At 65.0% G+C, this 13,398-nt stretch carries 10 protein-coding genes; 8 read left to right on the forward strand and 2 right to left on the reverse strand.

The annotated features are described in order from the left end of the window. Window positions 1–25 precede the first annotated feature (25 nt). Entirely contained in the window at window positions 26–655 is a 630-nt protein-coding gene (locus ACVWZ7_RS16825) for a PH domain-containing protein (RefSeq protein WP_116767313.1), read from the reverse strand. Window positions 656–734: 79 nt separating this feature from the next. Here ACVWZ7_RS16825 and ACVWZ7_RS16830 point away from each other — a divergent pair, with 79 nt between their 5' ends. The 5 genes from ACVWZ7_RS16830 (at window position 735) to ACVWZ7_RS16850 (ending at window position 8,357) form a co-directional block, all read left to right on the forward strand. Further along, window positions 735–2,561: an ABC transporter ATP-binding protein gene (locus ACVWZ7_RS16830; RefSeq protein WP_456508523.1), complete on the forward strand. Its 1,827-nt coding sequence runs from the start codon at window positions 735–737 to the stop codon at window positions 2,559–2,561. Window positions 2,562–2,853: 292 nt separating this feature from the next. Beyond that, window positions 2,854–4,494, forward strand: a complete 1,641-nt coding sequence (locus ACVWZ7_RS16835) for a peptide ABC transporter substrate-binding protein (RefSeq protein WP_116767315.1) — start codon at window positions 2,854–2,856, stop codon at window positions 4,492–4,494. Between the two features lie 224 nt (window positions 4,495–4,718). Beyond that, a complete protein-coding gene (locus ACVWZ7_RS16840) occupies window positions 4,719–5,648 on the forward strand; it encodes an ABC transporter permease (protein WP_116767316.1) in 930 nt (309 codons plus the stop codon). Continuing rightward, entirely contained in the window at window positions 5,638–6,630 is a 993-nt protein-coding gene (locus ACVWZ7_RS16845) for an ABC transporter permease (RefSeq protein WP_116767317.1), read from the forward strand. The genes ACVWZ7_RS16840 and ACVWZ7_RS16845 overlap by 11 nt, the downstream gene beginning before the upstream one ends. Window positions 6,631–6,641: 11 nt before the next feature. Beyond that, window positions 6,642–8,357: an ABC transporter ATP-binding protein gene (locus ACVWZ7_RS16850; RefSeq protein WP_456508524.1), complete on the forward strand. Its 1,716-nt coding sequence runs from the start codon at window positions 6,642–6,644 to the stop codon at window positions 8,355–8,357. 210 nt (window positions 8,358–8,567) lie between these two features. On the opposite strand, the gene ACVWZ7_RS16855 is transcribed toward ACVWZ7_RS16850, so the two are convergent. Further along, on the reverse strand, window positions 8,568–9,458 hold the full coding sequence (locus ACVWZ7_RS16855) for an SGNH/GDSL hydrolase family protein (RefSeq protein WP_116767319.1): 891 nt from the start codon (window positions 9,456–9,458) through the stop codon (window positions 8,568–8,570). Between the two features lie 293 nt (window positions 9,459–9,751). Between ACVWZ7_RS16855 and typA the strand changes: the two genes are divergently transcribed. The 3 genes from typA (at window position 9,752) to ACVWZ7_RS16870 (ending at window position 13,201) form a co-directional block, all read left to right on the forward strand. Continuing rightward, window positions 9,752–11,680 (forward strand): translational GTPase TypA, encoded by a 1,929-nt coding sequence (typA, locus tag ACVWZ7_RS16860; protein WP_116767320.1) that lies wholly within the window; start codon window positions 9,752–9,754, stop codon window positions 11,678–11,680. A gap of 27 nt (window positions 11,681–11,707) precedes the next feature. Next, window positions 11,708–12,085 (forward strand): hypothetical protein, encoded by a 378-nt coding sequence (locus ACVWZ7_RS16865; RefSeq protein ID WP_456508525.1) that lies wholly within the window; start codon window positions 11,708–11,710, stop codon window positions 12,083–12,085. A 306-nt stretch (window positions 12,086–12,391) separates the two neighbouring features. Then, on the forward strand, window positions 12,392–13,201 hold the full coding sequence (locus ACVWZ7_RS16870; protein ID WP_456508526.1) for a type IV toxin-antitoxin system AbiEi family antitoxin domain-containing protein: 810 nt from the start codon (window positions 12,392–12,394) through the stop codon (window positions 13,199–13,201). Window positions 13,202–13,398: the final 197 nt, after the last annotated feature.

A 13,398-nucleotide genomic window follows, 5' to 3' on the forward strand; every position in this document is an offset into this window, starting at 1 on the left:
GCCGGCCCCCTGCGGCAGGTCCGCGCTAGCCGGCGGTAACCGCCAGGTAGCTCGCCGCCAGAAGCAGTACGACGGCGCCAATCGCCACCCAGCGGACGGTGACGGTCGCATCGGTGGCGGCAGCGTCGTCTGCGGCGAGCTGTCCGCTTTCCACCAGCTCATGCCACCGTGCCCGCACCAGCATGGCGGCCTGGCCGGAGTCCGTGGTCTTCAGGTCGCCGGGGCGGACCGACCTGCCGGGTCCGTAGGTGGTTGCCGGCAGGCCGTGGAGGTCTTCCGGGCGGCCATTGCGACCGCCCCAGATTCCGGGAGCGGGCGCGGCCCAGGAGACGTAGCTCTTCCGGGCCGTCACCAGGGTGAGTGCAAAGCGGGTATCAACGTGCACCAGCGCGGCCCACGGAACCTCGATCGAGCGGAACGGATTTTCCAGGGTGACGCCGGAATCGTGCACCACCACGGACGGCATCCAGAACAGTTGCCAGCCCATGAACGCAATGAAGGCCAGCGGGGCGACGCCCGCCAGCGCTCCCGGCCCTGCCATGACAACCGTGGCGACGACACCGAACGCGGCCACCGTCCACGACAGCCAGGCGAACCATTTGTTCGTCCGTGCCTTGAAGACTTCAACATTTCCGGCGTGCGGCGCAGTGCTCATGCCCCCAATAATTCAGTATTCCGAGCCGCAGCACTAATTCCCGGTGCACCGGCGGCTCGGGCGGAAGGATGGCCCCATCATGACTGACTTCATTACCCTCGATCCGCCGGCGGCACCCGCGCACGGCAAGGGGGAAATCGTCCTGGAGGTCCGGGACCTCAGCGTGGATTTCGGCGTGGACAAAAAATGGGTCCCGGCTGCGATCGGCCTGAACTACGAGGTGCGGGCCGGCGAAGTGCTCGCCATCGTGGGGGAGTCCGGTTCCGGAAAGAGTGCCAGTTCAATGGCGCTGCTGGGCCTGTTGCCCAGTAACAGCCGTGTGACCGGAAGTGTCAAGCTCGCCGGCCGGGAGCTGCTGGGAACCAATGAGGCCAATATCCGGGCCGTCCGCGGCAAGGACGTCGCGGTGATCTTCCAGGAGCCGATGACGGCCCTGAACCCGGTCTACACCGTGGGGTCGCAGATTGTAGAAACTGTGCGTCTGCACAACGAAGTTTCCCCGGAAGAAGCGCGGCGCAAGGCCCTGCGCATGCTGGAACTTGTCGAACTGCCCGATCCCGAGAAAGCCTTCCGGTCTTACCCGCACCAGCTCTCCGGCGGGCAGCGCCAGCGCGCCATGATCGCGCAGTCGCTCTCCTGCGACCCGAAGCTGCTGATTGCGGACGAGCCCACCACGGCCCTCGACGTGACCGTCCAGGCCGAAATCCTTGACCTCATGCGCAACCTGCGCAACAAGCTGGACAGCGCCATTGTGCTCATCACGCACGACATGGGCGTGGTGGCCGACCTCGCCGACCGGATCGCCGTCATGCGCCGGGGACTCATCGTGGAGACGGGCACCGCGGCGCAGATCTTCCACAACCCGCAGCACGAATACACCCAGGCCCTGCTGGCCGCGGTCCCGCACCTGGGCCAAGGCGGTTCGGATTCGGTGTCGGACGTCGATGTCACTGCCGCCCTCGCCGCCGCCACCCACGCCGAGATCCTCTCCATTCCGGAAGACGAGCTGATCCGGCGAGAGCGGGAGAACGCCGCTGCCCTGGCCGCGGCCGAGGCCGCCAAGCCAAAGGGTGAGCCGGTCCTGGAACTCACCGACGTCGCCATCGAATACCCCAAGCAGGGCCGGGTGCCGGCCTTCCGGGCTGTGGAGGGCGCCAACCTGGTCATCTACCCCGGGCAGGTGGTCGGCCTGGTCGGCGAGTCGGGCTCGGGCAAGACCACCATTGGCCGCGCCGCCGTCGGCCTGCTGCCGGTGGCGGCGGGCACCATGCGGGTCGTCGGGCAGGACATTTCTGCCGCCAAGAGGAACGGCCGGCAGCTCCACGCGATGCGCCGGCATGTCGGCATGGTGTTCCAGGACCCGTCCTCGTCCCTGAACCCCAGGCTTCCCATCGGGGAAAGCATCGGCGAGCCGATGTTCCTCGCGGGGGTCGCGAAGGGCGCCGAGCTGCAGCACCGGATCGAGGCACTCCTGGACCAGGTCGAGCTTCCGCGGGACTACCGCAACCGCTACCCGCACGAACTCTCCGGCGGCCAGAAACAGCGCGTCGGGATCGCGCGCGCACTCTCGCTCAAGCCGAAGCTCATGGTCGCCGACGAGCCCACCTCGGCCCTGGACGTCTCCGTCCAGGCCAAGGTGCTCGATCTCTTCCAGAACCTGCAAAAGGAACTGGGCTTCGCCTGCCTCTTCGTCACCCACGACCTCGCCGTGGTCGACGTGCTCGCGGACCGGATCTGCGTCATGCAACGCGGCAGAATCGTCGAACAGGGGACCCGGGACCAGATCCTGCGCAACCCGCAGGAGCCCTACACCCAGCGGCTTCTGGCCGCGGTTCCGCTGCCGGATCCGGACAAGCAGCGCGAGCGCCGTGAGCTGCGCGCGCAGCTGCTGTCGGGGGCCAGCTAAGGTGTGCCCCGGGGGCTGAAAACCGCCCGCTTCGAGTTAATCCGGAGTAACCCGGATCACAGTTCGGGCGAATACTACCAGCCGGTAGCGTGTGACTTGAAATACTTTGCGCATGACGCTTGCCGTCATGAGGTTGTCGGATCACGGTTTGGCAACGGAGTTCCAACATTTGGACATTTTGGGGCTAGGCTACTTCCTTATGTAGGCCACGTCACAGGGGATACCCCTGTGCCTGCCTTCGGGGAAGCATAAGTTTTTCCCTCACGAACTCCCACAACTCATAGGAGGCGGAATGCGTTTTTCGCGCACTTCCAAAGCACTGGGCATGGTGGCTATCGCCGCCCTCGCCCTGACCGGATGCGGTGCCAGCGGCTCCGCAACCGGTAGCGGCAGTAACGGCGGCGACACCAGCAAAGTGATCCTCGCCGACGGCTCCGAACCCCAGCGTCCCCTGATGCCGGCCGACACCAACGAGGTCGGCGGCGGCAAGGTCATCGACATGATCTTCGCGGGTCTGGTCAGCTACGACCCCAGCGGCAAGCCGGTCAACGAGCTCGCCGAGTCCATCGAGGGCAAGGACGGCCAGCACTTCACCATCAAGATCAAGAAGGACCAGAAGTTCACGAACGGCGAGGCCATCACGGCCAAGACCTTCGTCGATTCCTGGAACTTCGGGGCCGCAGCAAAGAACGCACAGCTCAGCGGAGGCTTCTTCGAAAGCATCAAGGGCTACGACGAGGCCAGCGCAGAAGGCTCCACCGTCGACACCATGTCCGGCCTGAAGGTCGTTGACGATCAGACGTTCACCGTCGAACTGAAGCAGCCGGAATCCGACTGGCCGCTTCGCCTGGGCTACACCGCGTTTGTTCCGGTTCCCTCCGGCGCCCTGAAGGACCCGAAGGGCTTTGGCGAGAAGCCGGTCGGCAACGGCCCCTACAAGCTTGCGGACGGCGGCTGGCAGCACAACGTGCAGATCCAGCTCGTTCCGAACCCGGACTACAACGGCCCGCGCAAGGCCAAGAACGCCGGCGTGACCTTCAAGATCTTCCAGAACGACGACGCCGCCTACCAGGATCTGCTGTCCAACAACCTGGACATCCTGCAGACCATCCCGACCAGCGCGCTGAAGAACTTCAAGTCTGACCTCGGCGACCGCACCATCAACAAGCCGTACGCCGGCAACCAGACCATCGCCATCCCGGAATACCTGCCGGAGTGGAGCGGCGACGCCGGAAAGCTCCGCCGCCAGGCGATCTCCATGGCGATCAACCGCGACGAGATCACCAAGGTGATCTTCAACGGTGCACGCCAGCCCGCCAAGGACTTCACCGCTCCCGTGCTTGACGGCTACAGCGACGCGATCCCGGGTGCTGACAACCTGAAGTTTGACGCCACCAAGGCCAAGGAAGCTTGGGCCAAGGCCGACGCCATCCAGAAGTGGGACCCCAACGAGACGTTCACCATCGCCTACAACGCCGACAAGGGCGGACACAAGGCGTGGGTTGAGGCTGTTGTCAACCAGCTCAAGAACACCCTCGGCATCAAGGTTGAAGGCAAGCCGTACTCCACCTTCAAGGAAGCCCGCAACGACGCCACCGCCAAGACCCTCACCGGCTCCATCCGCGCCGGCTGGCAGGCAGACTACCCGTCGCTGTACAACTTCCTCGGCCCGATCTACAAGACCGGAGCCGGCTCCAACGACGCCAACTACGCGAACCCGACGTTCGACAAGGCCGTCTCCGACGGCCTGAACGCCTCGTCCGTCAGCGACGGCAACAAGGCCATGAACAAGGCCCAGGAAATCCTCCTGAACGACCTGCCGGCCATCCCCCTGTGGTACCAGGTTGCCCAGGGCGGCTGGAGCGACAAGGTCACCAACGTTGACTACGGCTGGGACGGCGTCCCGCTGTACTACAACATCACCGGTAAGTAACACCTGAGCGACGGCGGGGGCCGCCCACACTGGGGCCTCCGCCGTCGTCGTGCTTTTCGCACGCCTAATTTTTCTTGATGCCCGACTCTTCGGGCGAACTTTTCGCAGCCCTGCCGCCGTGAGTGAACCGGCGCCGGTCTGCATCCATAGTGAAAAGGTTCTTTGATGAACAACTCCGCCGCATCCCTGGACAGGATGCCTGCCAACGAGGGTGTGACTCGCTGATGTCGACCTACATCCTCAAGCGTTTCCTGCAACTGATTCCCGTCTTCCTCGGCGCCACACTGCTGGTCTACTTCCTGGTCTTCAGCCTCCCCGGCGACCCCATCGTGGCACTGTTCGGCGACAAGCCGGTCAACGTGGCCGTCGCAGCCAAGCTGCGGGAGCAGTACCACCTGGACCAGCCGTTCTGGATGCAATACCTGCTCTACCTCAAGAGCATCTTCACGTTCGACCTCGGCCAGGACTTCTCCGGACGTCCCATTGCAACAGTGCTTGGCGAGGTCTTCCCCGTCACGGCGCGGCTGGCCATCATGGCGCTGATCTTCGAGGGTGTCTTCGGCATCGTCTTCGGCCTCATCGCCGGACTGCGGAAGGGCAAGTTGTTTGACGCCACGGTTCTGATCGCTTCACTGATCGTGATCGCTATTCCGATCTTCGTCCTGGGATTCCTGCTGCAGTTCACCATCGGCGTCCAGCTGGGCTGGGCCAAGCCCACAGTTAGTTCCGCCGCTACAATCCCGGACCTCATCCTGCCCGCGATCGTGCTGGGACTGGGATCCTTTGCCTATGTGCTGCGTCTGACCCGCACGTCGGTCATCGAAAACATGAACGCCGACTACGTGCGCACCGCCACCGCCAAGGGACTGTCCCGGTTTCAGGTGGTGCGCGTCCACATCCTGCGCAACTCCCTGATTCCCGTCATTACTTTCCTGGGCGCCGACCTCGGTGCCTTGATGGGCGGCGCGATCGTGACCGAGGGCATTTTCAACGTCCCGGGCGTAGGCAACCGGCTCTACCGGGCCGTCCTGTCGGGCGAAGGCCCCACCGTGGTCTCGATCGTCACCGTCCTGGTGCTGATCTACTGCCTGTCCAACCTGCTCGTTGACCTGCTTTACGGCTGGCTTGACCCGAGGATCCGTTATGACTCCTGAGAACACCACCGCACGCCACGCCGTCGCCACCCGTCCGGCCCGCCGGATGGAGCACTTCGTGGCCGATGTCTCCGAGACTCCGCTCCAGGCAACGGACCGGGTCAAGGACGAAGCCGCACCGCTGAGCCTTTGGGGCGAGGCCTGGAAGAACCTGCGCAAGCAGCCGCTCTTCCTCATCTCCGCATTCCTGATCCTGGTGGTAGTGGCGGTCTCCCTCTTCCCTGCTCTCTTCTCGCCGATCGACCCGACGTCGGAGGCATGCCAGCTGGCCAACTCCGACGCCGGCCCCGCCGCGGGCCACCCCCTGGGCTTCACCCAGCAGGGCTGCGACGTCTATGCCCGCGTCATCTTCGGCACACGCTCCTCGGTGACGGTGGGCCTCTTCACCACCATCGGGGTCCTCCTCATCGGCTGCATCCTGGGTGCTGTGGCCGGCTACTACGGCGGTTGGGTCGACTCCATCCTTGCGCGCATCAATGACATTTTCTTCGCGCTGCCGCTGATCCTGGGCGCAATCGTGCTCATGCAGCTGCCGATGTTCCGGACGAACCGGACGGTCTGGACACTTGTGCTTATCCTGGTGGTCTTCGGCTGGCCGCAGATCGCCCGCATCACCCGCGGCGCCGTCATCGAGGTCCGCAATGCCGACTTCGTCACGGCCGCCCGGTCACTCGGCGTCTCGAAGTTCGGTGCCCTCATGCGCCACGTCCTGCCGAACTCGCTGGCTCCGATCATCGTCGTGGCCACCATCTCTCTGGGCACGTTCATCGTGGCCGAATCCACGCTGTCGTTCCTCGGCATCGGGCTGCCGCCCAGCGTCATGTCCTGGGGCAACGACATCCAGGCGGCGCAGTCCTCGCTCCGGTCCAACCCGATGCCGCTGCTCTACCCGGCCATCGCGTTGTCCATCACCGTCCTGAGCTTCATCATGCTGGGCGATGCCCTGCGTGATGCGCTCGATCCCAAAGCCCGCAAGCGATGAAAGGGGACACCATGAGCGCCTCTGTTGAACTCCAGGAAGCGGAATACGCCACTGAGCTCCCGCTTCTTGAAATCAAAGACCTGGCAATCGGCTTCACCACCAGCAACGGCGCGGTTAACGCCGTCCGCAACGCTCACCTCACCATCATGCCGGGCGAAACCGTCGCGATCGTGGGCGAGTCGGGTTCCGGCAAGTCCACCACCGCCCTGGCCGCAATCGGCCTGCTCCCGGGCAACGGCCGCGTCTCGGCAGGCCAGATCCTCTTCGACGGGGAGGACATCTCCAACGCCAGCGAAAAGCGGATGATCGAACTCCGCGGCAACAGCATCGGCATGGTCCCGCAGGACCCGATGTCCAACCTGAACCCGGTCTGGAAGATCGGCGACCAGGTGCGCGAGACGCTGAAGGCCAACGGGCTGCCCAACGGCCCCGACGACGTCGCAAAGGTCCTGTCCCAGGCCGGGTTGCCGGACGCCGCCAGCCGCGCCAAGCAGTACCCACACGAGTTCTCCGGCGGCATGCGCCAGCGCGCGCTGATCGCCATCGGGCTCTCCTGCCAGCCCCGGCTGCTCATCGCGGACGAGCCCACCTCGGCGTTGGACGTCACCGTGCAGCGACAGATCCTCGATCACCTGGACAAGATGACCACCGAGCTGGGCACCGCCGTGCTGCTGATCACGCACGACCTCGGCCTCGCCGCCGAGCGCGCCGACCAGGTAGTGGTCATGTACCGCGGCCAGGTCGTCGAATCCGGGCCGTCGCTGGAGCTGCTGCAGAACCCGCAGCACCCGTACACCCAGCGGCTGGTCGCCTCGGCGCCGTCGCTGGCGTCCCGGCGCATCCAGGCCGCCAAGGAACTGGGCGTGGAAACGGACGACATGCTCGCCTCCGCCGAGACCGGCGTGGTTGAACCGTCAAAGACCGACGAGATCCTGCAGATCCAGGACCTCAAGAAGGTGTTCAAGCTGCGTTCGGGCCTGGGTAAGTCCACGGACTTCACCGCCGTTGACAACGTCTCCTTCAGCGTCAAGCGGGGAACCACGACGGCGATCGTGGGGGAGTCGGGGTCCGGCAAGTCCACGGTGGCGCAGATGGTTCTGAACCTCCTGTCGCCGACCTCGGGCAAGATCATCTTCGACGGCGTGGACACCTCCACGCTGAACAGCAAGGAACTCTTCGCCTTCCGGCGCCGGGTGCAGCCGATCTTCCAGGACCCGTACGGTTCCCTGGACCCGATGTACAACATCTTCAGGACCATCGAGGAGCCGCTGCGGACCCACAAAATCGGGGACAAGGCGAGCCGCGAGAAGAAGGTCCGGGAACTCCTGGACCAGGTGGCGCTGCCGCAGTCCACGATGCAGCGGTACCCGAATGAGCTCTCCGGCGGCCAGCGCCAGCGCGTCGCGATCGCGCGGGCACTGGCACTGGACCCCGAAGTGATCATCTGCGACGAGGCCGTCTCGGCACTGGACGTGCTGGTGCAGGCGCAGGTGCTGAACCTGCTCGCCGAACTGCAGTCCCGGCTGGGCCTGACCTACCTGTTCATCACCCACGACCTCGCGGTGGTCCGGCAGATCGCGGACCACGTGTGCGTCATGCAGAAGGGCAAGCTGGTGGAGACCGGTTCCACGGACGACGTCTTCGATGCGCCGCAGCAGGAATACACCATGGCCCTGCTCAACGCCATCCCCGGTGCCGGCCTCATCCTGCCGCCGGAAGTCGCCTGAGCCTTTAACACAGCTGACAGGTCCGGGCAGCAGATGCGCCTGGTAACAGCAAGCCTGCACCACCAAGTGCGCCTGTACGTCTGTAACAACAAAGGAGCCGGTGTCCGCCCGTAAAGGCGCGCACCGGCTCCTTTGTCGTGCAGGTTCCCTTGCTGCTTGCTGCTTGGTACTTGGTGCTTGGTGCTCCGGGCCGCCCTGACCGGGCCGGCGTTAGTGGGCCAAGCCGGAGACGAGGCCGGCGTCCTGGTATTCCAGTCCCATGGACTCAAGCCGCTGGCCGAAGACGGCGCCGAGAGCCGCATGGCCCTGCCTGTTCAGGTGAACCCCGTCCGCCATCGAACCCGTGAGGTTGTAGCGGGTGAGCCAGTCTCCGGCGCTGACGAACGGCAGTCCGTGCCGGCTCGCCACGGTCCCCAGCAGCGTGTCCACCTGGCTCCGGCGTCCTCCGCCGAAGCTGGCGCCGCGCGCGAGCGTGCCGACCATGAGCATCCGCGCCGCAGGATAGCGCTGGCGGATGCTGGCGATCAGCCGCTCGGCATTGGCGACGATCTGCGAGTCAGTGGCGCCGCGTGCGGCGTCGTTTCCGCCGCCTTCAATCACCACCAGGGGAGGGGTGCCGTAGGGGAGCTTCCAGTCACCGCGCTGGAGCGCGTCAATGTAGTTGCCGGTCTTGCCGTTCGACGCCACGTAACCGGTGCCGCCCCGGCCGCAGAAGAAGACTTTGTACCCCGCCGCGGCCAGGCCCTGTCTGGGCCAGCCGAAGGACGGCTCCGATTGGGAGTCGCCAATCAATACCGCGATGTTGCTGGTGTCCTTGACGATCACCTCGTCGCGGCCGTTGGCAGGATTGCGGTAGATCGAACCGCCGGCCAAGTCTGCGGGATTGATTCCGGAACCGACCCGGGTCTTTCCCGGCGAGCCTGCAGCCACCGGCACGCCTGCGCCGTTGGCTGCGCCACCGGCCTGGGCGGCCGCCCGTGGCGCGGCGGAAGTGCCCGCGTCGGACGCAGGTGAGGAAGAAGCCTGCCCGCAGCCGCCAAGAACTACGCCTACGGCGATCATCGTTGCGACAAAGCGGGACAGAGCCGAGGCGTTTCGCATGAATGTCTCCGGGCTTGCTTGCTGCTATGAGAGCAATGATGGGGCATGGGAGCGGGAAAATCCAGTGACTTTACTCACAGGTAACAATCGACTTTCGTGTGTCCTTCCGGCGCTGTCCACCTCGGCAGGGTCGGCCGCCGGATCATCGGACGTTCGCATTTTAGGCCAATAAATAGCCTAGCCCTTAGACTTGTATCAGGTGCCCTGTGTCGAAAGGGCGTATCCGTCGTGCGTTCCGGTTGGAAATGTCGCGATACCACAGCTGACTTCACCACTGAATCGAGCAATAACGCATGTCTGAAACCACCACCAACACCGCGGTAGCCACTGCATCGCGCAGTGACCTGCGCAACGTCGCGATCGTGGCCCACGTTGACCACGGCAAGACCACTCTGGTCGACGCCATGCTCAAGCAGACCAACTCCTTTGCCGAGCACAACCACCTCGAGGACCGTGTCATGGACTCCGGTGACCTCGAGCGTGAAAAGGGCATCACCATCCTGGCCAAGAACACCACGGTGGCCTACAACGGACCGTCCTCCCAGGGCGAGACCATCACCATCAACGTCATCGACACCCCCGGCCACGCCGACTTCGGTGGCGAGGTTGAGCGCGGTCTGTCCATGGTCGACGGCGTCGTCCTCCTCGTCGACGCATCTGAGGGCCCGCTGCCCCAGACCCGCTTCGTGCTGCGCAAGGCACTGGCTGCGCACCTGCCGGTGATCCTCCTCGTCAACAAGACCGACCGCCCGGACGCGCGGATCGAAGAAGTTGTCCACGAGTCCATGGACCTGCTCCTGGGCCTGGCCTCTGACCTCGCGGACGAAGTTCCGGACCTGGACCTGGACAAGATCCTGAACGTTCCGGTCGTTTACGCCGCAGCCAAGGTCGGCCGCGCTTCCCTCGAGCAGCCCGCCGACGGCACCGCCCCGGAGAACGAGGACCTCGAGCCGCTCTTCAAGGCCATCATCGAGCACATCCCGGCTCCGACCTACAACCCGGACGGTGTCCTGCAGGCGCACGTCACCAACCTGGACGCCTCGCCGTTCCTCGGCCGCCTCGCGCTGCTGCGCATCTACAACGGCACCCTGCGCAAGGGCCAGACCGTGGCCTGGGCCCGTGCCAACGGTGAGCTGAAGAGCGTCAAGATCACCGAACTGCTGGCCACCAAGGCACTGGACCGTGTTCCGGCCGAATCCGCCGGCCCCGGCGAGATCGTCGCCGTCGCCGGTATCGAAGACATCACCATCGGTGAGACCCTGACCGACGTCGACAACCCGCAGCCGCTGCCGCTGATCACTGTTGACGACCCGGCCATCTCCATGACCATCGGTATCAACACCTCCCCGCTGGCCGGCAAGGTCAAGGGCGCCAAGGTCACGGCCCGCCAGGTCAAGGACCGCCTGGACAAGGAACTGATCGGTAACGTCTCCATCAAGGTGCTCCCCACCGAGCGTCCTGACGCCTGGGAAGTCCAGGGCCGTGGCGAGCTCGCGCTGGCCATCCTGGTCGAGCAGATGCGTCGCGAAGGCTTCGAACTGACCGTAGGCAAGCCGCAGGTTGTGACCAAGACGGTCGACGGCAAGATCCACGAACCGATGGAGCACATGACCATCGACGTGCCGGAAGAGTACCTCGGCGCCGTCACGCAGCTCATGGCGGCCCGCAAGGGCCGCATGACCAACATGGCCAACCACGGCACCGGCTGGTGCCGCATGGAGTTCATCGTTCCGGCGCGTGGCCTGATCGGTTTCCGCACCAAGTTCCTCACGGACACCCGCGGCGCCGGCATCGCGGCCTCCATCTCCGAAGGCTACGAGCCGTGGGCCGGCCCGATCGAGTACCGTACCAACGGTTCGATGATCGCCGACCGCGCCGGTGTTGTGACCCCGTTCGCGATGATCAACCTGCAGGAGCGCGGCTCCTTCTTCGTCAAGCCCACCTCCGAGGTTTACGAAGGCATGATCGTGGGCGAGAACTCCCGCGCCGACGACATGGACGTCAACATCACGAAGGAAAAGAAGCTCACCAACATGCGTGCAGCTTCCTCGGACACCTTCGAGAACCTGACGCCGCCGCGCGACCTGACCCTCGAAGAGTCCCTCGAATTCGCCCGCGAGGACGAGTGCGTGGAGGTTACCCCGGATTCCATCCGTATCCGCAAGGTCATCCTGGACACCAACGAGCGTGCCAAGGCCAACCGCGCCCGCGCCAAGGTCTGATCCCGGTATACGGGCTTCGGCTGACACGTGACTAAGAGAGCTGCCGGTATGGCAGGCGGCATTGCCGCCGCCGTGCCGGCAGCTCTTTTTGTTGCCCTGGCCGGCACCGCCCTGCACCGGCACGATCTGCTTCTGGGCAGCCTGCAGGTTCCGTGGGGCGCGGCCGCGGCCCTGCTCCTGCTGGGCTCGGCCGAGGTCTGGCTCGGGGCCGCGTTCCGTTCCATCATTCCGATAGCCGTCTGCGGACTTCTCTGCTACGCACTGACCGGCTGGTGGTCCACCCTGGAAACGGGCAAGCGCCTGGTAATCGGCGACACCGCGGGCAACATCTGGGTCTTCGGCATCGCCGGCATCACCGTGGCCATGCTCGCCTGGTGCCGACGCTACCGGCTGCCTACGGGCTAAGCGCGACCCTCCTCGCTCCCTGCACCCGCTCCCTGCACCCGCTCCCTGCACCCGCTCCCTCCACGGGACATGCTCATTTTTCGCCCGCTCGAGTGGGCACAACGGCATCATGTCCAGCGCAAAGCCGGTTCGCGGGACATGCCTAGTCCTCACCGGTGGACATGCCCTGTGCTACCTCCGGTGCACGGACATGCCCACCGTCACTCCTGGTCGACGTCCTGGCAGCAATGGCTCTGCGGTTCCAAGTTCTCCACATAGCGCTGGATCGGACTTCTCGGGCGCGACGTGCGACTCCACCATGGGTGGATGGCCAACATCATCGAAGTGCTTTCCAAATACGACGGCGTCGCCCGCGCCAAATACATTGCAGCGGCGGGTGTCTCCGATTTCCAGCTCAAGTCCGCGATGGCCTCGGGAGCCGTATCCCGCGTCGCCCGTGGCGTCTATGCGCTGCCCGGGGCTGACGAGCAGCTGATTTCCATCCGCTCCCTTCCGGCAGAACCGGCCTGCATCACAGCGGCCCACTGCGGCGGCCTATGGGTTCTCTCGGCCCCTGCCCAGCCGCACGTAGCCCTCACCCACAGCCGGAGCTACCAGGGCTTCGTCTGTCACAGATCGGCCACACCGCCGACTCTCCTGGACACGGTCATCCAATGCCTGCGCTGTTTGCCGGAACCCGACGGGCTGATCATCGCCGAGTCCGCCGTCGTACTCAAGGGACTTCAGATTGGTGCCCTGCGCCGCCGGCTGGATGGCCGGAACGATGCCCGGGAGCGGCGGATCGTGTCGGCCATCGTTCCGCAATCGCAGTCGCTGATTGAGTGCTTGGCCCGGTTTCATCTGCGGCGTGCCGGCTTCCACGTCGAATCACAGGTCAACGTTCCGGGCATGGGGCATCTGGACCTGATGGTCGACGGCCGTCTTGGGATTGAGACCGACGGGGCTGGATTCCACATGGACAAAGCCAGCTTCGAGGAGGACCGACGGCGCTGGAACGTCACCACTCGCCGCGGAATCCCGACACTGATCGTGAGCTACCCGCTGCTGCGGGACCATCCCGAAGAATTCATCGCGATGGTCCGTGAAACCCTCAACAGGTTGTCCGCAGCCGCTTAGAGCCGGACGCAATTTCCGCCTTGATGCGTCCTGCAGGGCGCCCTTGAGATACGTCCTTCCATCATGGGACATGTCCTGCGCCGTGCCAGTCCGTCACTGGACATGTCCTGCGCCGTGCCAGTCGGTCACTGGACATGTCCTGCGCCGTGCCAGTCGGTCACTGGACATGTCCCTGGCTGCCTCGTTCCGCCGTTGGA

The organism is Arthrobacter sp. TE12232 (assembly GCF_054062615.1).